Source organism: Alteromonas mediterranea DE (assembly GCF_000020585.3).
Lineage (GTDB): Bacteria > Pseudomonadota > Gammaproteobacteria > Enterobacterales > Alteromonadaceae > Alteromonas > Alteromonas mediterranea.
In genome coordinates this window covers 647,167-669,116 of sequence record NC_011138.3, presented here as the reverse complement: position 1 = coordinate 669,116, position 21,950 = coordinate 647,167, and the positions used below count along the sequence as shown (strand labels likewise).

The 21,950-nt window shown below is 42.2% G+C and carries 28 protein-coding genes; 22 read left to right on the top strand and 6 right to left on the bottom strand.

Features of this window, described 5'->3' with window-relative positions:
* Positions 1 to 252 precede the first annotated feature (252 nt).
* The gene (locus tag MADE_RS03135; protein ID WP_012517136.1) at positions 253 to 1,290 is read right to left on the bottom strand and encodes an IS110 family RNA-guided transposase; all 1,038 of its coding nucleotides are present in this window, start codon (positions 1,288 to 1,290) and stop codon (positions 253 to 255) included.
* A 181-nt stretch (positions 1,291 to 1,471) separates the two neighbouring features.
* Here MADE_RS03135 and MADE_RS03130 point away from each other — a divergent pair, with 181 nt between their 5' ends.
* The 4 genes from MADE_RS03130 (at position 1,472) to MADE_RS20650 (ending at position 3,173) form a co-directional block, all read left to right on the top strand.
* Positions 1,472 to 1,810 (top strand): nuclear transport factor 2 family protein, encoded by a 339-nt coding sequence (locus MADE_RS03130; protein ID WP_012517155.1) that lies wholly within the window; start codon positions 1,472 to 1,474, stop codon positions 1,808 to 1,810.
* A gap of 176 nt (positions 1,811 to 1,986) precedes the next feature.
* Entirely contained in the window at positions 1,987 to 2,286 is a 300-nt protein-coding gene (locus MADE_RS20485) for a hypothetical protein (RefSeq protein ID WP_148291021.1), read from the top strand.
* A gap of 45 nt (positions 2,287 to 2,331) precedes the next feature.
* Positions 2,332 to 2,826 carry a hypothetical protein gene (locus MADE_RS03120; protein ID WP_012517153.1) on the top strand — a complete coding sequence of 165 codons (495 nt, stop codon included), beginning with the start codon at positions 2,332 to 2,334 and terminating at the stop codon, positions 2,824 to 2,826.
* 116 nt (positions 2,827 to 2,942) lie between these two features.
* Entirely contained in the window at positions 2,943 to 3,173 is a 231-nt protein-coding gene (locus MADE_RS20650) for a hypothetical protein (protein WP_167539666.1), read from the top strand.
* A gap of 515 nt (positions 3,174 to 3,688) precedes the next feature.
* Here the strand turns inward: MADE_RS20650 and MADE_RS03110 are convergent.
* Positions 3,689 to 4,857, bottom strand: a protein-coding gene (locus MADE_RS03110; RefSeq protein WP_085929700.1) for an IS3-like element ISAma1 family transposase whose coding sequence is annotated in 2 segments (ribosomal slippage) — positions 3,689 to 4,608 and positions 4,608 to 4,857 — 1,170 coding nt in all. Because the reading frame shifts where the segments join, the coding sequence is not laid out codon by codon here.
* A 576-nt stretch (positions 4,858 to 5,433) separates the two neighbouring features.
* Here MADE_RS03110 and MADE_RS03095 point away from each other — a divergent pair.
* The 11 genes from MADE_RS03095 to MADE_RS03035 all read left to right on the top strand — a co-directional run bounded on the left by MADE_RS03095 (position 5,434) and on the right by MADE_RS03035 (position 12,886).
* Positions 5,434 to 5,889, top strand: a complete 456-nt coding sequence (locus tag MADE_RS03095) for an Imm26 family immunity protein (protein ID WP_012517148.1) — start codon at positions 5,434 to 5,436, stop codon at positions 5,887 to 5,889.
* A gap of 107 nt (positions 5,890 to 5,996) precedes the next feature.
* Entirely contained in the window at positions 5,997 to 6,335 is a 339-nt protein-coding gene (locus tag MADE_RS03090) for a hypothetical protein (protein WP_020744876.1), read from the top strand.
* Between the two features lie 631 nt (positions 6,336 to 6,966).
* Positions 6,967 to 7,380, top strand: coding sequence for a helix-turn-helix transcriptional regulator (locus MADE_RS03080; RefSeq protein ID WP_012517146.1), 414 nt, complete (start codon positions 6,967 to 6,969; stop codon positions 7,378 to 7,380).
* A gap of 105 nt (positions 7,381 to 7,485) precedes the next feature.
* Positions 7,486 to 7,854 (top strand): hypothetical protein, encoded by a 369-nt coding sequence (locus MADE_RS03075; protein ID WP_012517145.1) that lies wholly within the window; start codon positions 7,486 to 7,488, stop codon positions 7,852 to 7,854.
* A 149-nt stretch (positions 7,855 to 8,003) separates the two neighbouring features.
* Positions 8,004 to 8,789, top strand: a complete 786-nt coding sequence (locus tag MADE_RS03070) for a hypothetical protein (protein WP_012517144.1) — start codon at positions 8,004 to 8,006, stop codon at positions 8,787 to 8,789.
* A 114-nt stretch (positions 8,790 to 8,903) separates the two neighbouring features.
* Positions 8,904 to 9,452, top strand: coding sequence for a hypothetical protein (locus tag MADE_RS03065; protein WP_012517143.1), 549 nt, complete (start codon positions 8,904 to 8,906; stop codon positions 9,450 to 9,452).
* A 117-nt stretch (positions 9,453 to 9,569) separates the two neighbouring features.
* Positions 9,570 to 10,277: a hypothetical protein gene (locus MADE_RS03060; RefSeq protein WP_012517142.1), complete on the top strand. Its 708-nt coding sequence runs from the start codon at positions 9,570 to 9,572 to the stop codon at positions 10,275 to 10,277.
* A gap of 584 nt (positions 10,278 to 10,861) precedes the next feature.
* Positions 10,862 to 11,311 carry a hypothetical protein gene (locus MADE_RS03050; RefSeq protein ID WP_012517140.1) on the top strand — a complete coding sequence of 150 codons (450 nt, stop codon included), beginning with the start codon at positions 10,862 to 10,864 and terminating at the stop codon, positions 11,309 to 11,311.
* Positions 11,312 to 11,429: 118 nt separating this feature from the next.
* Positions 11,430 to 11,792: a hypothetical protein gene (locus MADE_RS03045; protein WP_012517139.1), complete on the top strand. Its 363-nt coding sequence runs from the start codon at positions 11,430 to 11,432 to the stop codon at positions 11,790 to 11,792.
* A gap of 144 nt (positions 11,793 to 11,936) precedes the next feature.
* Positions 11,937 to 12,125: a hypothetical protein gene (locus MADE_RS03040; RefSeq protein ID WP_012517138.1), complete on the top strand. Its 189-nt coding sequence runs from the start codon at positions 11,937 to 11,939 to the stop codon at positions 12,123 to 12,125.
* A 197-nt stretch (positions 12,126 to 12,322) separates the two neighbouring features.
* Positions 12,323 to 12,886: a hypothetical protein gene (locus tag MADE_RS03035; protein ID WP_232363095.1), complete on the top strand. Its 564-nt coding sequence runs from the start codon at positions 12,323 to 12,325 to the stop codon at positions 12,884 to 12,886.
* 261 nt (positions 12,887 to 13,147) lie between these two features.
* Here the strand turns inward: MADE_RS03035 and MADE_RS03030 are convergent, their stop codons facing one another.
* Complete coding sequence (locus MADE_RS03030) at positions 13,148 to 14,185, bottom strand: IS110 family RNA-guided transposase (protein WP_012517136.1); 1,038 nt, start codon at positions 14,183 to 14,185, stop codon at positions 13,148 to 13,150.
* A gap of 636 nt (positions 14,186 to 14,821) precedes the next feature.
* On the opposite strand from MADE_RS03030, the gene MADE_RS03020 reads away from it, so the two are divergent.
* Positions 14,822 to 15,229, top strand: a complete 408-nt coding sequence (locus MADE_RS03020) for a hypothetical protein (RefSeq protein ID WP_012517134.1) — start codon at positions 14,822 to 14,824, stop codon at positions 15,227 to 15,229.
* An 891-nt stretch (positions 15,230 to 16,120) separates the two neighbouring features.
* Here MADE_RS03020 and MADE_RS03015 read toward each other — a convergent pair.
* The gene (locus tag MADE_RS03015) at positions 16,121 to 17,167 is read right to left on the bottom strand and encodes an IS110 family RNA-guided transposase (RefSeq protein WP_012517123.1); all 1,047 of its coding nucleotides are present in this window, start codon (positions 17,165 to 17,167) and stop codon (positions 16,121 to 16,123) included.
* A 572-nt stretch (positions 17,168 to 17,739) separates the two neighbouring features.
* On the opposite strand from MADE_RS03015, the gene MADE_RS19950 reads away from it, so the two are divergent.
* The 3 genes from MADE_RS19950 (at position 17,740) to MADE_RS02995 (ending at position 19,594) form a co-directional block, all read left to right on the top strand.
* On the top strand, positions 17,740 to 18,453 hold the full coding sequence (locus tag MADE_RS19950; protein ID WP_012517131.1) for a DUF4145 domain-containing protein: 714 nt from the start codon (positions 17,740 to 17,742) through the stop codon (positions 18,451 to 18,453).
* Between the two features lie 113 nt (positions 18,454 to 18,566).
* Entirely contained in the window at positions 18,567 to 19,046 is a 480-nt protein-coding gene (locus MADE_RS19945) for a trypco2 family protein (protein WP_012517130.1), read from the top strand.
* Between the two features lie 284 nt (positions 19,047 to 19,330).
* Positions 19,331 to 19,594 carry a hypothetical protein gene (locus MADE_RS02995; protein WP_012517129.1) on the top strand — a complete coding sequence of 88 codons (264 nt, stop codon included), beginning with the start codon at positions 19,331 to 19,333 and terminating at the stop codon, positions 19,592 to 19,594.
* A 367-nt stretch (positions 19,595 to 19,961) separates the two neighbouring features.
* Here the strand turns inward: MADE_RS02995 and MADE_RS02990 are convergent, their stop codons facing one another.
* Together MADE_RS02990 and MADE_RS02985 are read right to left on the bottom strand one after the other, a co-directional pair.
* On the bottom strand, positions 19,962 to 20,264 hold the full coding sequence (locus MADE_RS02990) for a type II toxin-antitoxin system RelE/ParE family toxin (RefSeq protein WP_012517128.1): 303 nt from the start codon (positions 20,262 to 20,264) through the stop codon (positions 19,962 to 19,964).
* On the bottom strand, positions 20,261 to 20,503 hold the full coding sequence (locus tag MADE_RS02985) for a type II toxin-antitoxin system ParD family antitoxin (RefSeq protein WP_012517127.1): 243 nt from the start codon (positions 20,501 to 20,503) through the stop codon (positions 20,261 to 20,263). The genes MADE_RS02990 and MADE_RS02985 overlap by 4 nt, the downstream gene beginning before the upstream one ends.
* Before the next feature lie 130 nt (positions 20,504 to 20,633).
* Between MADE_RS02985 and MADE_RS02980 the strand changes: the two genes are divergently transcribed.
* From MADE_RS02980 to MADE_RS02970, 3 genes are all read left to right on the top strand, one after another.
* Entirely contained in the window at positions 20,634 to 20,885 is a 252-nt protein-coding gene (locus MADE_RS02980) for a hypothetical protein (RefSeq protein ID WP_012517126.1), read from the top strand.
* Between the two features lie 202 nt (positions 20,886 to 21,087).
* Positions 21,088 to 21,345 (top strand): DUF4160 domain-containing protein, encoded by a 258-nt coding sequence (locus MADE_RS02975; protein ID WP_012517125.1) that lies wholly within the window; start codon positions 21,088 to 21,090, stop codon positions 21,343 to 21,345.
* 4 nt (positions 21,346 to 21,349) lie between these two features.
* Positions 21,350 to 21,610, top strand: coding sequence for a DUF2442 domain-containing protein (locus MADE_RS02970; RefSeq protein WP_012517124.1), 261 nt, complete (start codon positions 21,350 to 21,352; stop codon positions 21,608 to 21,610).
* Positions 21,611 to 21,950: the final 340 nt, after the last annotated feature.

Sequence of the window (21,950 nt, the reverse complement as noted above, 5' to 3'; positions counted from 1 at the left end):
GTCACATAACAAACGCATTAACACTCGCTGCGCTTATGTGGACTCCCCATAGTCAACAACTATTTTTACCGTTCAAGATGTAATGCGTGCTTATGTACGAGCTCATAATGGGAAGCTATCCCGGCTCTATGATATTTACGCGAACTTGATGCCACATCTCGCTGGCGGGCTTTTATTCCCTGAGCGCAGCACTGGCTTACCAAGCTGATTTTTATCTTGTATGGCGCATTTAGTTGTTAACTTAAAACTAAACTAAGCAGATAATAGCTCTGCTTTGTAATCAGTTCCGTTGCGTAGCAACGAAAATGCTGTTCTAACTGTTTTGTTGGCCAGCGCTACAGCTGCACAACGTTTACCTCTCCGCTCTACTAGCCCTTTAATCCATTCATCTTTCTTCGTTCGCGAATCACGTTTAACCGCCTGGTTTATTGCTGACATCGCACCTGCGACCAAGTTAGCGCGCAATGACGAGTTCCGTATATTTTTACCTATAGACCCCAAACGCACTTTACCACCTGAAGAATGTTGTATTGGCGTTAAACCGATACACGCAGCAGCGTCTCGGGCTTTTTTGAAAACGCCTAACTCACAACAACCTAGCGCTATGTACAGGTTAACCGCATTTGTCGGGCCAACACCTTCTATCTTCATGAGATTTTTGCAAGCTTCTGATGCTCTGCTGGCTCTAGCTACACTCTTTTCGTAGTGTTTTACGAGCTCTATACTCTTGAGATATTGATGCCATGCCGTGTGTAATGCCTCTCTGAATATCGCGCTAAATCCATTTTCTGCATCTTCCAATATCGACTGTATTGCACTGTTCAAACCCGCATCTGTTGGTGACAACTTAATGTTGAACTCTAAAAGTAACGAACAGAGTTGATTCCCGTAAGCAACTTTATGCTTTACTGATAGTTGATGCATACGGACAAGTGATTGAAGCTCCTGCTGCTCCTTAGACTTCCCGCTAATAAAATTCACGTTACTAAGTTGTGATGCCTGTAAAACCGCTTCAGCATCGTTCTTATCAGTCTTTTGGTTTTGACGAATATTCGATACAAGCTTAGCTGATATTAAACGGGCATCATGCCCGTATTCACGCGCACATTGATACCAATAATTTGACGTCGCACACGCTTCAAAAACAACTGTCATTGGTTTTTGAGTGGCTAGCCAATTAGAAAAAGCAGTGGGCGTCATCGGCATATTACGAACTATCTTATTCGATTTGGCGACACAAACCTGGATCTCTTTTTTTGCTAAATCTACACCAGTGAGCATATTATACATAGATGGACTCCTATCTAACCTTTGTGTGTGACAACGTAAATGTTAGACCAACCTATTAGGTTGGGGAGTCCAATTATCTCGCTGGGGACAAAAACACGTAGGCTCCCTTCGCTTCGCTCGGTATTATAGCCTACGTATTTTTGCCCGTTATGCGGGTGTTAGGTGCTTCTAAGGATTGGAAATGAATAATTCAGAAAAATTTAAATCTTACCTTCTCAGCTATCAAAACAAAGATATTGAAGCGATTTCGAACCTTTTTGCTCCCGATATTCATCTGAGAGATTGGAAAATTTCTGTTCATGGTAAAACTGTCGCCATATCGGAAACTCAGAAGAATTTTGACAACGCTTCAAGTTTAGAAATCGAAATCTTAAACATTATGGAAAACGATAATTCGGTCTCTGGAGAGCTCAAGATTGTAGTCAATCAAACAGAAGTACTTTTTGTCGTTGACGTTGTAACATTCAATAATGACGGTTTAATTTCTTCTTTAAGGGCTTATCTTGGCAGGGAAAGCTAGGATGTATCTACATGCACCTAACAAAAAAATTAAGCCACTCACTCCGTTCGCTGGGACGCATACATGCGGGGCGGCTTCGCCATTATGCCCCACATGCCTGCGCCCCTTATTTAAAAGTTATAAGCCAGATTAAGGCCATGAAAATATTCTTTTTTATAATAGGCGTGGCCCTATATTTGGCTGCATTAAACTTGTTGGTTAAAGGCCACAAGTCGTTAAACCTTCGCTTCGGCTGGCCAACGCCATCAGGGCTAGCCAACAATGCACTCTGCTATTTCTTTTTTGCTGCTTTTATTTGTGTAGTCATTCCTTTTGCTTTCTTTTTTCCATTATGGCTCAACACGTTTTTGCCAGTACTTCAGTCAACACAAACCAATAACGCTCTTCTCATACTGCTCGGTGGCTTTGTTCTTTCCGTTACAATGTGGTTAAACTATAAAAAATCTAAACAAGGCAGTTTTAACAGTGGCTTATAACAAACAAATTATGTCACTCGCTGCCGCTCGCTGGGACGCAAACACGTGCGCGGCTTCGCCATTATTGCACACGTGTTTGCGCCCCATATTTGGAAGTTAGGTGCTTCAAGTAAAACCATGTATCACAAATATTTTCAGGATTCGGAAGTAAAGTCGGAATTTCAAAAGGAATACATTTCCTTATGGTCTGGTGGTTGGCTTGGTAAAAACAACCAGCACAAACTGGATTCGGTCACTGAGCATGAGTGGCAAAGATTCCACAACTTCTTAGTTCTTTTAGAAAGTAAGTTTCAAATTCAAAAGGTAAATTGCAACACTGAAACTCTAACTAAAATTACCAACGTTTCAGCTGTTCTTGATAGCTATGAACAATCATTGAATAAAGACTCTTCACAGTTTTATCAGTTTGTAGTTCCAGAACTAGAATGCGTTATCTCAGAGGAATGGGATTATACTTACATTGTTTGGTATCGTGACAACAAAACGATAGCGGCTTTAGCGCCTTACATTAAAAAGGCAGGCCTGTGTCATTTTTCATAAACGCACCTAACAAAAAAATTAAGTCACTCACTTCGTTCGCTGGGACGCATACACGTGGGCTGCTTCGCATTATAGCCCACGCGTCTGCGCCCCTTATTTACAAGTTATGTAGCACGATGAGAATTGAACTCCAAGAACTGAAAAAAGAAATGATTGCTCGTGGCGTGAACGAGTCAATCTATGCAATAGACACCCTTCCGTCTTACGAAGGCTTCTGTATCTATGATGCACGTAGTGAAATTGAAGTATTCTATTTTGAACGTGGGTATCGCTTTGAACTGCAAAGTTTCAAGGATGTTAAAAAAGCAATAGCATGCTTTAAGCAAATGGTTTTTAATGAAAAATAGGCCGTATTGGGCTGTGCAACATAACAACTCAATAAACTCACTCACTGCGTTCGCTGGGACGCATACACGCGGGGCGGCTGCGCCATTATGCCCCACATGTCTCCGCCCGTTATCGGAAAGTTAGAAGGCGTCAGCCTAGACTACGCTTGGCTTTATAAAAATATCAGTTCAACTTCCCTCGCCTGCTGTTTCAAAAATCGCTACGGCTTTAAGTGGTTTTAACTTCGCCGCATTAACTTCAAAGGTTGCGCAATAGGCGCTTTATCGACTAGCTCTTATTTTGAATCAGTAAGCGCCATTGCGTTTGTCGGCTCGAATGGCAGCTTGCTTCAGTCAAATCAATACCATCACTGCGCTGTTGTTTTACTTGTTTGTGTTAATAATCAATCGTATGCTGGCTTTATTAGTTTTTAAAAAGGCCAAGGGAACAGGCTCTGCTTCTAACAAAGCGCTTAAGTCACTCCCTTCGGTCGTTCGGACGCATTGACGTGGTCAACCAAAATCACACAACCCAGTTAAGCCGCTTTTTGTAAGTTAGCCATGTCAGCCTCATATTGATTTGGACTCTTGTAATCCAGATATGAGTGCATTCGCTGACTGTTATAAAACATAGTGATGTATTGCAGAATATCCTGCTGGGCAGCACGGCGACTCTGGTAGTGACGCCACTGCACTCGCTCTTGTTTCAATGTGCCGAAGAAGCTTTCTACGACGGCATTGTCCCAACAATCACCTTTCCTGCTCATGCTACCTGTTACCTTGTATTGCGTCAGTAACTGTCTAAATTGTCGGCTTGCGTATTGAGAGCCGCGATCCGAATGATGTATCAGGCCCACTTTAGGTTTACGTTGCCACAAAGCCATCGTTAAGGCATCACACACAAGCTGGGCATTCATCCGCGATGCCATACTCCAGCCCACGATTTTTCGTGAGAATAAGTCAATCACTACGGCCAGATACAGCCAGCCTTCTTGCGTCCAGATGTAGGTAATGTCAGAGACATACGCCTGGTCTGGCTTTTGAGCATCAAAGTCGCGTGACAGCACGTTATCGAAGACAGGTTGCTGATGGTCGCTGTTAGTCGTGACTTTGTATTTTCTACGTCGTCTGACGCTCACTCCAGCTTCTTTCATCAAGGCTCTCGTTCGCTGTTTTCCAACCGGATAACCAAGCGAATTCAACGCGCGTTTCATACGTCTTACGCCATAGGTAAAGTCACTGGCATCTGCTACTTTCTGTACCCACTCAATTAACTCATCATGTTGCGGATCCGGTTCAATGTGTTCCTTGCGTCGCACGGCACTATAGTAATTACAGCGACTGACACCAAGAATCTCGCACATCAGGCTAATCGGCCAGGTCTTCTTATGTTGGGTGATGAAACCGTATTTTACTTGGTTTCTTTGGCAAAGAAGACCGTTGCCTTTTTTAAGATCTCTTTCTCCATTTTCAGGCGCTTATTCTCTGCTCGCAGTTGGCGAATTTCTTCCTGCTCGGGCGTCAACTTACCATTGCCACGAAATGCGTGAGCCCCTTCTGATTCTTGCTCTTTAAGCCAGCGGCCTAACATATTGGCACTGATACCAAGACTGCGAGCAGCCTCAGTAATCTTGTAATTTTGTTCTGTAACCAGACTCACCGCATCCAGTTTGAATTCTTTCGAGTAGCTTTTTCGGGTTTTCATATACACTCCAGTTGAGATAATTATCTCTTAACTGGGTGTGTGAATCTATTGGAGCACGTCACATTTACGCGGGGCGGCTTCGCCATTATGCCCCACGCAACTGCGCCGCTTAGCTTAAAGTTATGTGCCTTGAGGATTTTAGTTGAAATCGAAAACCATAGTTAAGTATTCAATTATATCAATCACATTTTTAATTGGGCTTTATCTATTTGTTGACCAAATTTTTATACGTGGTCGTTTAATTGAAACTTATCAAGGTGAAGTTATTTCGGTTTGGGATAATACGAACATTTCGGGCCGCAATAAGTCCAATATATACCAAGCATCTGTAAGACTGAATAATGGCAATATAGTAAACATTGTTTGCCAGCGTTCATGTATAGTTGGGCAAAAATTGAAAGTCGAAAAGTTTATGCCTTTGATAGGGTGGACTGAAAATTATTACAGCGGCACATAACAAAAAAATTAAGCCACTCACTTCGTTCGCTGGGACGCATACACGTGGGCTGCTACGCATTATAGCCCACGCGCCTGCGCCCCTTATTTAAAAGTTATACCTTTTGAAGGAACCTCAATTTGGCTAGTAATTTCGAATTAGGAAAAGTAGTGGAAATCCGCCTACCAGATAATTCCTTTTCATACGGCTTAGTTCTAGAATCTCCGCTTGTAGCATTCAGTAATAGAACATTTAAATCTCGCCAAACTCAGTTTTCGGATCTTTTTAATGATTCTATTTTTATTGTCTGGGTTATGAAATATGCACTGGGTAAGAAAGGCTGGCCTAAAGTCGGGAAACTAAATAGTCACAAACTGTTCGGCAGATCGCACACATTTTATAAATTTGACTCAATCAATAAGTCATTCTCAACATACTGCAATGGTATCGAAACTCCTGCTAACCTGGAAGATTGCGTTAAGTTGGAATGCGCAGCAGTTTGGGATAGTTTACATGTGGAAGATAGGATTTTTGCAAATAGCAAAGGAGAGGTTTGCAAATGGAGCAAATCGCTCTCCGCAGAAGAACAGGTATAACAAAAAAATTAAGTTCGCCCGCTTCGCGGGCTGGGACGCATACACGCAGGGCGGCTTCGCCATTATGCCCCACGTGCCTGCGCCCCTTATTTAAAAGTTAGGTTGCTATGAAGAAATTTCTGGTTTTCTTGGTACCAATAATATTTTTACTGAGCTATTGCCAAAAAAATATTGGAGGGATAACTGCCTCAGAAATTGATAAAGAACTGAGTAGCGCTTTAAAGGTGGGAGACTCACTAGAAAAAATAGAAATTTCTTTAAATAAGCTAAACATTGGCTATCACTACGATAGTGACTTAGGGCTATTTGATGCGTCTCCTAAAGATAAAAATTATAACTGTGTACGTTATTTTCTATATGATTGTGCAGTGTTAATAAAAGTCTACACTGACGACACTCAAAGATATAAGGCTCATAATGTTGAAGTCATTTACTCTGGTATATAGACCGCAACCTAACAAACAAATTATGTCACTCGCTGCCGCTCGCTGAGACGCAAACACGTGCGCGGCTTCGCCATTATTGCACACGTGTTTGCGCCCCATATTTGGAAGTTAGGTTTTTATGAAGCTTTTTTTGAAATGGACTTTGATACATTCAGTCTTTACTGGTGTTAATTTATTTGCCCTTTTAACTGTTTCATTTGGCTATGGATTTAGTGATGAAACTCCCGACTATTTGAATAGAATCGCAACTTTCTGGGCTTCATTTGTAGAGCTTTTACTATTTCCAATTAATGACTTCTATGCGACTCTACCAAGAGAAGGCTTTTTAGGTTCCGACTTGTTTTACTTTGGTTTGTATATTTCAAATAGCATGTTGTGGGGGCTAGTGATTGCTNNGNNTCTNCTATGTATACAGAACCACCAAAACCTAACAAGCCAATAAACTCACTCACTACGTTCGCTGGGACGCATACATGCGGGGCGGCTTCGCCATTATGCCCCACATGCCTGCGCCCGTTATTGGAAAGTTAGGCCCAAATTTGACCTTTGGCGGTTGTTTGTCATATCTATGACGTAGCCGTTGCATCAACTAAAATGGAAAACTAAATGCTCTTTTTAAAGGAGCATAAAAATGGAAGAAATGATTAACTCAGATTTAGTAAAAGCACTCCGACTCGAAAAGTCGTGGTCACAGGAAAAGCTCGCTACAGCTTCTGGACTCAGCTTAAGAACAGTCCAACGTGCCGAAAATTCAGGTACTTCTTCATTAGAAACCAAATTAGCGCTTTCTGCCGCATTAAATATCCCAGCAGAAAAGCTTATGCCGATTTCATCAAAAACACCTCAAAATCAGAATAGCGTAATTTATGGTTATAGTGGTGCTGGTATAGGTTTAGTCTGTTCATATTCGGCAATCACCTATTCAGTAGTGCATAACACATTACCACTTGGGGAGGCTGGGCTTTGGTATGGAATAATCGGTGTTTTTACTGGCATTACATGTGGCGCAATTGGTTTTTTAAAACAACGTGGATATGTGGCCTAACAAACAAATTATGGCACTCGCTGCCGCTCGCTGGGACGCAAACACGTGCGCGGCTTCGCCATTATTGCACACGTATTTACGCCCCATATTTGGAAGTTATACCCCATGAAAATACTAACTTTTGTTTTTTTATTGTGCTCAGTATTTGAGGCGCTTGCCTGTCAGAAACCTCCAGTTCAAACCGAGCAGGATTTTGTCAGCTGGAAATCTCAAGTCTTTGATAGCCGCAAAGACAATGGCACTTCTATAATATTGGATATAGCTTTCCCCATAGAGTTTAACGAGTATCAATTCACCGGTGTCAGACTCTTCAAAGGAAATGGTGTCGCATCAAATGAATTTATACTTCCAATTAGTACCACCGATGAGTCCACCGTGCGCGCTATGGTTGGCAAGGAGCTAATAGAGGAATTGTCATTTGCTGTTACCTATTCAGACTGCGGTTACATTTTTCACTATAAAATTAGTCAGTAAGGTAGCAATGGGGTATAACAAAAAAATAAAGTCACTCGCTGGCGCTCGTTGGGACGCTAACACGCGGGGCCACTTCGTTATTATGCCCCACGTGCCAGCGCCCCTTATTTAAAAGTTAGGCGACTAGGCTAACGACAAGGAAGTATTATATGACCATTGCAGAAAATGCATATTTAAAGTTAGAAAGAGCTGACGAACAAATTAGAGAAATTAACCAATATTTGCTTCAAAATCCGCCTTTTGGTTATGCACTTGAAACTGATTTCTTCAACAGAACTAGAGCTTTGTTCGCATTAAAACACGATTTGTCTTTGAAGAAACTAGTTATTCGGTGTGGTGAAGCACTCCACAATATACGGTCTGCGTTAGATCAATTGTATTGGGAGCTTATATCGCCTGCAATTCCACCTGAAAAACATAAAGCAGTTTATTTTCCTATATCTAAAGACGAAGAAAGTTTAGAGCAAACTATAAAATCAAGGTTGGGCCACTCATTAGGAGACACCTTTTTTCTGGCTTTAAAATCATTAAATTGCCATCTCGGAAATACTGGGAACCGTTTTCTGTGCCTACTTCATGAAATAAATATTGATGATAAGCACAAATTTCCTGTGCCTGCTGGTAATTTCACTCGAATTAATAGTGTAAGCGTTCAACAGCAAGTGCCAGACTTTCCAAACTCAATTGTCAATGGTGGTTTTGGTCGCTGTAAAAAGGATGTGGTTTGGCCATTGGGTAAGTATAAGGCAGAGGATCTGCAACGAATAGTGCCGCCAACTACAGATGTATTCTTGAGAGAATTGGACCTGCCTGTCGAAACATGGCTTTTTATCGATAGGCCAGAATATAGTGGCGAAATCATTGAAACACTTAGAAATATTCATGTCGCAGCTAAAGAAGCTGTAGATACTCTTGTGAAAGCGGTTGGTAAATAGTCGCCTAACAAAAAAATTAAGTCACTCACTGCGTTCGCTGGGACGCATACACGCAGGGCGGCTTCGCCATTATGCCCTACGTGCCTGCGCCCCTTATTTAAAAGTTAGGTGCCAATGAAGTCTGAGCCACTGTTTAACATAAAAGAATTTTTTCATCTTGCATTTTTGCTCATCGCATTTGTGTTGATGCTATTCATTTTCGATTTTTCCAGTGATACTCAAAGGGCCCAATCATTACTTATTGCTGGATTTATTGGAGCCATATATTACTTTCAAACTAACCAACTAAACATGCAATACTGGTCTTTTGGCGACGAGAAAAAAGAAACTAATTATGAAATAGTTGGCCCATTCGGGATGGTTTTTTTTGTTTGCTGGTTAGCGATAATCGACTATAAAACTCCAGAAGTAGTGTCCAAATACACTGGCTTCATTATTTTAATAACAATACTGAATGCAATGGCTGTGAACGGAGAGCTCACAAAAAGGGCAGAAACGCGCTTTGTATCTGATGAGAAGCTAATGGCATTCAAAGTAGCAGTTTGGGTTCTTTTCGGCCTGCTTTATATGGCTGCAACACGCTATTTCTTTACACAAGGTACATGGGCTTGGGATATACCCAGTGTTCTCAATCTATTCGAGTTAGCTTTTGGATTGCATTGATGGCACCTAACAAAAATATTAAGTCACTCACTTCGTTCGTTGGGACGCGTACACGTGGGCTGCTTCGCATTATAGCCCATGTGTATGCGCCCCTTATTTAAAAGTTAGGTCTTCAAAATGGAATTTTACACTTCGTCTCTGAAATGGTTAAACGATAACCAAGGCGTTTTAGCCGTCATAATATTCCTTTTAACACTTCTATTCGGATGGATTAGCGGAATATTTCGCGCTCTTCAGAAAAAGCCAAGGTTCAAATTATCGCTAATACCTGGCCCAACGTTCACAACAACGACTATTACAGGACACTTAGACAACGGAATACCAACACATAAAACAGCCATTGCTCTGTATTTAAGCGTTGCAAATATTGGAAGCGCTCCTTCTGAAATTAAATATGTTAAGGTCGGATACCATTGGGATATAAAACCATTCCGCAAAGAGTGGTTTAAATACAGGTTGGGCTGGTTTTGGCTAGACTTTCAAACTGCAGCATTAGAGGATTTTCATTGCGAGATCGGGGACAAGATTAAAGTATTCCCTTTTTTGCTCCAAGGAAACTCTCTGACTGGAATAGCTGCAAATACCTACCTAACCGAAGGCAGAGTTGTTAATGGTGTGATCTACTTCGAACAGCAAGAATGCTGGGGAGCAAGTTATCCTAAAGAAAAAAATGGCAAAACGAAGATTAAAATAGCAGTCGTTGATGCCAATGATAAAGCACATGTGGCAACCAAAGAAATTGATGTCGTAGAATTGGGTTATGCTCGTACATTTAACCCGTCATTTGGCTCAACACTGGACACACTAAACGGGCAACAGACCTAACAAGCGCATTAACTCGCTTGCAAGCTCGCTGGGACAATAACACGTAGGCTCAGCCGCTTCGCTCCAATTTTAGCCTACGTGTTATTGCCCGTTATGCGGGTGTTAGTTGCCAAGGGTCATATGAGAAGCCTTCAATTACTTAGTTTATTATCTTTATTTATATCGGTCTGCTTATCGTATTGGATCTTAGCTCCAATAGAACCTGACTCAAGCGGGGCATCTGCGGGTGCTGCTGGCCTCTTATTAATGTTTATAGTGCTTCCACTATTTTGTTCCTCAGCTTTGGGCTCTATCACTTCGACAGTTGCGCTACTAAGTCCTAAAATACGAAAGACTTTTAACTTTAAAGGTTTGTTTTGGCGCTTTGTTTGGTTTCTCAACGCCATTATATCTTTAGGCTATATCGCGTTTGGGCTATATGTGACATATGCTAATATTTTCGGCTAGGCAACTAACAAAACACTAAAGGCACTCGCGCTGCTCGCTGGGACGCTAACACATGGGCTGCGTCACTTCGTTCCTAATTTTAGCCCATGTGTTAGCGCCCCTTAGTGGGGTGTTAGGCATTTATAAGGAAATAAATTATGAAAAATGTTGTTTTAGCTTTTATCTTCTTACTCGCTGGTTGCACTTCCACAACCTCGCACACTACATCTACATTCTCAGATCCGATGGAAATAATAAAGGCCGCGGCAGATTCAGCGCCCAAAGGTGTTCCTGGTCAATACACTCTTCAAATAGTCGCAACTGGTAGCCAAGGGCAATATGTCTATTTAAATACTGAAAAAGACTATCGCGATCAGAGAGCAGTAACCGTCGCTTTACACCCAAAAGTAATTTCACAATTATCAGCTAAATATGGGATGCCGCCGCAGGAATATTTTTTAAATAAAGCAATAGTAGTTAATGGTAAGGCTCAGCGGGTTAAGATTGCATTTTTATCAGATGGCAAACCTACTGGTAAATACTATTACCAAACACATGTAAGGGTAATGGACATATCGCAACTGAAGGTTGTGGACGAACATGCCTAACAAAAAAATCAAGTCGCCTGCTACGCAGGCTGGGACGCATACACGCGGGGCGGCTTCGCCATTATGCCCCACATGTCTGCGCCCCTTATTTAAAAGTTAGGTGCTAAAAGGAAAATTTATGAAATCATGGAATGAATTAACTAATCTACAACGCGCAGTTATCGGTATCGCAATGGTTGTTGCAGCGGCGGTTTTGCCCGAGATAGCCTTCTTAGTTCAATTAGGCGGTGTGGAAATCGCATTTGCTCTCGTTTTTGCTAGCCTAGCCCCTATCATTTCTTGGTTCTCAACTAAATACCAAGCGATTAAAGAATGTTTAAAAACCTCATTAGTAGCTCTTAGGCATAGTGCATCCGCTAAACCTTCCTTCTTTTTAGTTCAAGCTTCTTTTTGTGCCGTCGCACTTCTATTTACAAGTTCGGGCTTATTGGCTTTTTACTTTTTTATGCCTAGTATGCTGCTAAATGGGGTCTTAGCGTGAGCGCACCTAACAACCCAATAAACGCACTCACTTCGTTCGCTGGGACGCATACACGTGGGGCGGCTTCGCCATTATGCCCCACATGCCTGCGCCCCTTATTTAAAAGTTATATGCTTTTCAGGAAGCTCATCAATAAGGAATTCTATGAATCTAAACGCTACATTTTGGGGGCAAGCACTCTTCATCCTCGCTTTAGTTGTAATTTTTCTTACCATCAAATTTGCTAAAGGAAAGGCTGACAATATCGGGTTGGTTGCCATTTACGCCTTCTTGCTCAACTTCTTGATTCCACCTGTTGGGTGGTTCTATTGTTACCGATGGGCAAATAAATAATTACCTAAAACAAATATCATCCTCTATGTAGCTAGGGTTTGTTTTTATTAAAGTGGATGTGTAAAAGGTTTTAAATTGTACGCATATAACAACTCAATCAACACACTCACTTCGTTCGCTGGGACGCATACACGCGGGGCGGCTTCGCCATTATGCCCCACATGTCTGCGCCCGTTATTGAAAAGTTAGCTGCCAGCATGGAGGCAATAGAGGCTATTTTGGAAAAATACGTAAACAAAAGTTCGTTAGATAAAACAAACTTCATTCATTTTGTTCTCATTTTAGCCATCGTTTTATTTTTAAGCTTTGTAGTTTTCGACATCAAAAGGCATGACGAACGCTCTTTTGTATTTTATTTATTATTCTTCATTTGGATTGCCTATGGAGCGGGTAGTAACAAGATAAGTTCTTTTGAATTTCGTAAATCAACCGACTACACGCCCGCCGCAGCATTTTCCGGAATTTGTCTATGTTGGTGGGTCGCGCTAACAGATTATTTCTTAGTCTTGGACCAAACATCACGGTTTTCTGGTTTTTTCTTAGCCTTTTCTCTTTTATTAACTTTCGGCTTAATGCTGGACTTCATTCATTTTTTTAGTGATAAAGTAGAGAAACCAATTACACCACAATACGTCATTCGTATTGGACAAGTCGTGTTGCTTGCAACCTTAGGTGCGTCGTTTTATTTCCTTATAAATGGAACTTGGGACTATCACATTGGCGACCCGTTTGAATTTTTGTCACGTGTAATGCAGGGTTAATAGGGGCGTGGCAGCTAACAAACGCATTAACACTCGCTGCGCTTATGTGGACTCCCCATAGTCAACAACTATTTTTACCGTTCAAGATGTAATGCGTGCTTATGTACGAGCTCATAATGGGAAGCTATCCCGGCTCTATGATATTTACGCGAACTTGATGCCACATCTCGCTGGCGGGCTTTTATTCCCTGAGCGCAGCACTGGCTTACCAAGCTGATTTTTATCTTGTATGGCGCATTTAGTTGTTAACTTAAAACTAAACTAAGCAGATAATAGCTCTGCTTTGTAATCAGTTCCGTTGCGTAGCAACGAAAATGCTGTTCTAACTGTTTTGTTGGCCAGCGCTACAGCTGCACAACGTTTACCTCTCCGCTCTACTAGCCCTTTAATCCATTCATCTTTCTTCGTTCGCGAATCACGTTTAACCGCCTGGTTTATTGCTGACATCGCACCTGCGACCAAGTTAGCGCGCAATGACGAGTTCCGTATATTTTTACCTATAGACCCCAAACGCACTTTACCACCTGAAGAATGTTGTATTGGCGTTAAACCGATACACGCAGCAGCGTCTCGGGCTTTTTTGAAAACGCCTAACTCACAACAACCTAGCGCTATGTACAGGTTAACCGCATTTGTCGGGCCAACACCTTCTATCTTCATGAGATTTTTGCAAGCTTCTGATGCTCTGCTGGCTCTAGCTACACTCTTTTCGTAGTGTTTTACGAGCTCTATACTCTTGAGATATTGATGCCATGCCGTGTGTAATGCCTCTCTGAATATCGCGCTAAATCCATTTTCTGCATCTTCCAATATCGACTGTATTGCACTGTTCAAACCCGCATCTGTTGGTGACAACTTAATGTTGAACTCTAAAAGTAACGAACAGAGTTGATTCCCGTAAGCAACTTTATGCTTTACTGATAGTTGATGCATACGGACAAGTGATTGAAGCTCCTGCTGCTCCTTAGACTTCCCGCTAATAAAATTCACGTTACTAAGTTGTGATGCCTGTAAAACCGCTTCAGCATCGTTCTTATCAGTCTTTTGGTTTTGACGAATATTCGATACAAGCTTAGCTGATATTAAACGGGCATCATGCCCGTATTCACGCGCACATTGATACCAATAATTTGACGTCGCACACGCTTCAAAAACAACTGTCATTGGTTTTTGAGTGGCTAGCCAATTAGAAAAAGCAGTGGGCGTCATCGGCATATTACGAACTATCTTATTCGATTTGGCGACACAAACCTGGATCTCTTTTTTTGCTAAATCTACACCAGTGAGCATATTATACATAGATGGACTCCTATCTAACCTTTGTGTGTGACAACGTAAATGTTAGACCAACCTATTAGGTTGGGGAGTCCAATTATCTCGCTGGGACAAAAACACGTAGGCTCCTTTCGCTTCGCTCAGTATTATAGCCTACGTATTTTTGCCCGTTATGCGGGCCGTTATGTGACTAAGGGAATAGAATCATCTAATGACTAATGAAGACAGACTGCAACTTCCTAAGATACAGTTATTGGTCCTTTTTTTATATAGTTGCTTCTTCATACTTCCTTGTGTTTTCAAGCTCAATGTTTTAGCTAGTTGTACTTTTGCATTCGTCATTTTTTTCTATCTGCTCAGTGAAATAGACTGGTTGCGTAGGTACTTTGATATGTCCAATAAACAGTTAGCGCTTAACATTATCTTAATAGCAATTAGTGGGCTTCTGGCCTTCGAAGTGTTTTTTATGTTCGCTCTGGTTGCCATATATCCAGTTTTTAAATTCCATAAAACTTAGGTACTCTGTATTGGCAAAGTCACATAACAAAAAAATTAAGTCACTCACTTCGTTCGTTGGGACGCATACATGCGGGGCGGCTTCGCCATTATGCCCCACATTCCTGCGCCCCTTATTTAAAAGTTATGTGGCTCAGGATATTCATGGATAGAAATACTAAAAAAGCACTGAGATGGGATTCTGGTTACAGAACTAAACCAGTCAAACCAGACAAAGCTTCTTTTTCAAGTGGTAAGTATTCTATGGCGTATGCTTGCCTCGACTGCAAAACCTCTTTTCAACGTAGCTTTCCTGGTGCGCCATGCGATTATCCATTGCACGGCCAGTGTGTTTCTTGTGGTGGTGTTACTTATAATTTAGGCCGGCATTTCAAAGCACCAAAAAAGTCTGATATCGCCCAATGGAAAAAGGTGGCATACCTCGTCCACCATGGTTTCTATTTTCAAAAAATCAGGCCTATCAAAAATAGCTATTGCAACGTTTCTTACCCTTCAACGTTGGCAGAAGCTAAAGTGTTTGTTAAAAAGTACAAAAAGCATGCTCTTATTTAGGGTAAAGTCACATAACAAACAAATTATGGCACTCGCTGCCGCTCGCTGGGACGCAAACACGTGCGCGGCTTCGCCATTGTTGCACACGTGTTTGCGCCCCATATTTGGAAGTTAGGCGTCATTTACTTACAGCATTAAAATGTGGGTTCAAACGTGACATTCCAGCATCAAGGTTGTTTCGCTAGGTCGTGTTCGCGGCTAGCTTTCTCGGTTGTTTCAACGGCTTTAGCAACGGGCTTTTCATCAACATCGCAACGCCAACATTCAACATCACCAGCTTTCTAAACTCGCTCTTTTATCCAGCAATGCCGTTAACATCTGGCTTTTCGCACAGGGTTGTTTTATCTTATTTTCAATAATTTAAACAAGCTGGCTAATCGGCTAGTGGTGGCAGCAAAGCTGCGTACTTTCAGTTGTACGCCTAACACATATGAGCCCAACTCCTGTCAATAGGTAATAGTTATTCGCTGGCTGCGCTAGCAGTCAGTCCAACTCCCTAAGCTAAACCTCCTAACTTCATCTGTCATGGTCATCGTCAGGTATCACCTGCGGCAAACACATATAGAGGCTCTCTTAGTACGATCTCATCGCTGCCTGTTGCCGTGCATTCCATGGCGTGAACAGGGGCACTAGACATTCATCGGTTAACCTGACGCTGGCACTATTCAAAACGTAGTGGCTGAGAGGTTTTCGCCAGTTAGGGGCAGGCTCAGCTCAGGTGCAAGCGATTTAGCTCAGGGTATTGATGCGCAACAGGCGGATGTCTAATCAAAACGTCATGGCTGTGGACATTGGTATAGTTCATGCCTTACAGGTTATTCCCCTAAATAACCATGAACACCATACTCACCATTCGACCAGTTAGATGTTCAGCTCATCCGCCTGTGCGACTTACCCTGCTAAAAATCGTTCACTGTCGAATACCGTTTGATTCTTCAACATAAAGTACATACAACGACCGAGTTTATGCGCCAAAGCCGATAGTGCTTTTGCCTTGCTCATTCGCTTTTGTAACTTAGCTAAATAAGCCTGCGCAGGCGGATTACCCTTTAGAAAAAGTACCGCTGCTTCAGAAAACGCCCACTTAAGATGCGCATTACCAATTTTATTTCCCTGAGTACCGTAGCTTTTACCTGCTGACTCTGCTTTGCATTTAACTAGGCGAGAATAAGACGCAAACTTCTGAACACTGTCGAAACGCTGAATACTGCCTATCTCGTAAAGAATAGTCAGCGCAAGAACTCGTCCGACACCAGGTAATGAACGCAGCAAATAGTAGTCTCTGCCATTATCATGCTTAGTGAGCTTTTCAACATGACATTCAATGCTGCTGACTTCATGGTCGTAAACTTCAATCAATCGTAGATTCATATCAATACTGCGTTGAACTTGTGGATTAGGGAAATACCCACGCATTGCATCGCGACCTGTGGTGTAGCTTAAGTCTGACTTATCAGGGACTGGCAGGTTGTACTGTGACAACGCGTTCTTTATAAATGCCTTTAACTCGGCACTATGGCGCATAGCGTGCGTTCGTCTGCGTAACAAATCTCGAATAGCACGCTTCTCCTTTGGATAAACGTAAGCCAAAGGAAAATTACCACCTCGCATTAACTTGGCGATCTTATACGCATCAATTTTATCGTTCTTCGTCTTACCACCATGAATAGCCTTCATGTAGAGAGCGTGGCCGAGGATGAAATCAATATTATGATGTTCACAAAAATCACTGAGCCAGTACCAACAATGCATACATTCTGCGCCCACCACAATATTCCCGATGTAGGGTGCAAGAAGGTTTAAAAGCTGTTCGGGAGAATCCTTTATCTTCTTATGAACCAGTATCTCGCCGCGTTCATCTAAGATGCACACATAAAGCATTCGTGCATGAAGATCGATTCCGCAGTAAAAAGGATGTAAGTTAGTATAGAATTGCATTGAGTCTTCTCCATTTTGGGTTTGGTCGCCTTCCAGCTTAGCCAATAAAATTGGTTAAGCTGGGGAGAAGGCTCAATAAGTATCAAACCACTCAAGGCACTCGCTTCGCTCGCTGGGGTGTTATAAGGCGTCAGCCTAAACTTCGTTTGGCTATATAAAAATTCCAGTAAAATTACCCTCACCTGTTTTCATTAGCATCGCTCTGGCTTGTGGTAGGTTTAAATCCGCCGCTTTCAATTCAAAGGTGGTGTAATAGGCGCTTTACCTTCTAGTTCTTATTTTCAGCCTGCAAGCGCCATTACACTTGATAGCTCAGATGGCGGCTAGCTTCTGCAAAATCAAAAATATCACTGCACAGTCGTTTTGCTTGTCTGTGTTAACAATCAATCGTATGCTGGCTTCAACAGTTTTTAAAAAGACCAAAGGTACTGGCTTTGCTTATTACAAGGCGCTTAAGATCACTCCCTTCGGTCGCTCGGACGCATTTACGCGGGGCGGCTTCGCCATTATGCCCCACGCAACTGCGCCGCTTAGCTTAATGTTAGCTCTCTTTAAAGGATTGGAGTAATTTTATGGCTCAGATAAACGAAGATGAAGGAACAATCGTAGCGAGATGCCCTAATTGTGCAGGTGCACTGAGCTCTTTTACCTGGTATGGCGAACACGGTGAGTTTGGCTCAATTACAAAACCCTTTAAAGATCGGTATTGGAGCGACTGTCAAATTAGCTACCGATTATTTCAGTGTGGTGGCTGTGGTATGGGAGCTCTTGGTGTTATTAAATTCGGTGGAGATTATAAGTACCCTGGAAAATACAATAGACTCCTCAGATTCACACCAGAAGCTAGAAAAAGATTAGAGTTGCCTACTTCTGTTCCTGAAGGAATTCAACGTGAATTTATCGAAGCTGAAAGGTGTATGGAAAACGATTGTTTTCGAGCAGCAGCAGGGCTATTCCGTTCTGTTTTAGATAAAACAATGAGAGCAAACGGATACAAAACAAAACAAGAATCAAATTTGTACAAACAAATAGAAGCAGCTGCAGATGATGGTGTTATAACTCAAGCACGAAAAAGAAGGGCTCACGATGAAATCAGAGTTCTAGGAAATGACGTATTGCATGATGAATGGCAAGAAATACCAGCAGAAGATGTAGAAGCAGCACAGCATTATAGCCAAAGAATCTTAGAAGATTTGTATGATGATAGAGAGTCAGTTTTAACCTTGCTTCGTGAAGCAGGAAGAAAACCGTTAGAAGACATTGAGGCTTGTGAAAGCGAGAGCTAACATGCTGTTAAACAAGGACAAAATACAGTTGGCTTTTGCTCCTTCGTCGCTTATTTTAGCCAACTATATTTAGCCTGTTAACAGGGCGTTATATTTTTAGTTAGGGATTTCGTATGAAAGGAAATATTAGTCTTAAAGAGTTTATTGAAGACGTAAAAAAAGAATTACGGGATTCCGTAAATGATAATGACCCGTTTTTTATAATGGGTGATGTAGAGCTTGAAGTTAGCTTCGGACTCGATGCTGAAGCGAAAGCTGGTGCCAAACTTTTTGTGCTCGATGTTGGTGGTAGTACTAAGGCCACTCAAACTCATAAAGTTAAATTGACTTTATCCCCTTTCGTTGAAGAAAAAGAAATCGAAGAACTTGTCGAAAGTAATCCCACTAACATCAAAACTCAGATCGCGGAACAGAAAGCTAGAGTTTTTTCAAATCATCAAGTTAAAAGGGCGCAGCCTACCGTAGAAGTAAAGCCATTAGCGCCCGGGAAATATCGTAACCATAGCCCCCGCAGGTCTCGACCAGTGTGTCATGGCGGCAAGTCAAACCGCGCTTTTATTGGCCCCAACAATGGCTCAAGCAAAAAAATATAACAAACCAAGTAAGCGGGACAATAACACGTGGGCTCCCGTCACTTCGTTCCGTATTATAGCCCACGTGTTATTGCCCCTTCTTGGGGCGTTATAAGGCGTCAGCCTAAACTTCGTTTGGCTTAATTAAAAAATCAGTACAACTGCCCTCACCTTTTCTAATTAGCATCGCTCTGGCTTGTGGTAGGTTTAAATCCGCCGCTTTCACTTCAAAGGTGGTGTAATAGGCGCTTTATCGCTAAGTTCTTATTTTAAGCCAGCAAGCACCATTACACTCGATAGCTCAAATGGCGGCTAGCTTCAATCAAATCAAAAACATTACTGCACAGTCGTTTCGCTTGTTTGTGTTAACAATCAATCGTATGCTGGCTTCATTAGTTTTTAAAAAGACCAAAGGAACTGGCTTTGCTTATAACAAAGCGCTAAAGACCACTCCCTTCGGTCGCTCGGACGCATTTACGCGGGGCGGCTTCGCCATTATGCCCTACGCAACTGCGCCGCTTAGCTTAATGTTAGGCGTCATTTACTTACAGTTTCAAAAAGTTGGTTAAGTCGTGACATTCCCGCATTAAGGCCGTTTCGCTAGGTTGTCTTTACGGCTTACTTTTCGGTAGTTTCAACGGCTTTAGCAACGCCCTTTTCGTCAACTCAGCAACGCCAGCATTCTGCATCTCAAGTTGTTTAAACTCGCTCTTTTATCCGCCAATGTCGTTAACATCTGGCTTTTCACACAGGGTTGTTTTATCTTAAATTCAATAATTTAAACGCGCGGCCTAATTGGCTAGTGGTGGCAGCAAAGCTGCGTACTCTAAGTTGTACGCCTAACAAAACGCTGTTGGCACTCCCTCCGGTCGCTGGGACGCTAACACGGGGCCGCTTCGCGATTATAGCCCCATGTTAGCGCCCCAAAGCTTAGTGTTATGCGCCAAAGCGTACAGGATTTACATCCATACTTTTATGAAGGATTCTTATGATCAGAATTTCCTGACTGCCCGTTTGTTTGTAGAAAATCACATGGCTACCTTGAGGAAATTTTCTGTATCCATCTCTTATTTCGTCGCAGCATTTACCAATATCAGGATTTTCAGACAACATCCAAAATGAATCGTCGAATTGTTTAAGATATATATTACGCTGTTCTCGGCCCCATTTCCGTTGCGTAAACAATGCGATATCTTTTAAATCTGATTTTGCTAGTACGGTTAATTTAAACGGTTTCAATCTTTTAATTCGCCGTCTAGTTCTGATATCAGATGCTCAAGGTCGTATTCAGTTTCACCGCTTTCTTCACCTGCTACAAGTAATTGACGCAGAGTGTTTAATTTAGTTTCCTGTGTTTCTAGCAAGCGAAGAGCTGAACGAATCACCTCACTTGCTGAACTATACCGACCAGTTTGAATTTGGCTAGCAATAAAGCCATCAAAATGGTCTCCAAGGGTAATGCTGGTGTTTTTAGCCATCTGATTTCTCCAAGTACCAATATATACCTAATTATGGTACTTGCGCGTTGTAAGTCAATAGCGCATAACAATCACATTAAGCCGCTCGCAGGCTCGCTGGGTGTTATACACTTTTCAGGAAAAGGATATTATGAAGATTAAATTAGTAGCGGCTCTACTGTTGTGTACCTTTTTAAATGGCTGTGCGTCAACTTCAGACAAAGCAGCAAAGGATTTTCTTGATGGCGCTAGCTCCAGCGCTGAATCGAGACGCATGGAAGAATTAAATAAAAAGTATCCCAACAAACCTGACCATAAAAACGACTTCATAGAAGACACAATGTCTGGTGCACTTACCGCACTTTTCCGAGGCATATTTAGCTCCGATGAAGATAACGAGTAAAGCAAGGCTTTCTCGTCACATGTATAACAAACAAATTATGGCACTCGCTACCGCTCGTTGGGACGCAAATACGTGCGCGGCTTCGCCATTTTTGCACACGTATTTTGCGCCCCATATTTGGAAGTTTATGTGACTCACTTTTTCATTTCACGATAAACCGTATAGAATAGTACTTACGCCGTTTAAAGGAGCCTAACAAACGATGCCCGTAATTAGCCGGTTCTATGGGATTATAATCGCAATGTATTTTAACGACCATAATCCTCCCCATTTTCATGCTAAATATTCTGGTTACGAGGCACTCTTTGCCTTTGACGGTTCAATACTTGAAGGAGAGCTTCCTAACAGAGCCACGAAATTTGTTCAGGAATGGCTTTCAGAGCATCGAGCCGAACTAGAAGAGAATTGGCACAAGGCTCAAAATGGCGAACCGTTAAACTACATTGCACCATTGGAGTAAAACTATGCTTCACGTTAGAAACGCAAAATATCTCGACGGCTTTAAACTATGGGTAACATTTGACGATGGTACAGCTGGCGAAGTCAATTTAGAAAACAAACTATCTGGCAGTGTCTTTGAACCGCTAAAGGACTCTTCTTTTTTCTCTAAAGTTGCTGTTGACCCAGAATTAGAGACAGTGGTTTGGCCGAATGGTGCCGACCTGGCACCTGAGTTCTTGAAACGTCACATAACACATATGAGCCCAACTCCTGTCAATAGGTAATAGTTATTCGCTGGCTGCGCTAGCAGTCAGTCCAACTCCCTAAGCTAAACCTCCTAACTTCATCTGTCATGGTCATCGTCAGGTATCACCTGCGGCAAACACATATAGAGGCTCTCTTAGTACGATCTCATCGCTGCCTGTTGCCGTGCATTCCATGGCGTGAACAGGGGCACTAGACATTCATCGGTTAACCTGACGCTGGCACTATTCAAAACGTAGTGGCTGAGAGGTTTTCGCCAGTTAGGGGCAGGCTCAGCTCAGGTGCAAGCGATTTAGCTCAGGGTATTGATGCGCAACAGGCGGATGTCTAATCAAAACGTCATGGCTGTGGACATTGGTA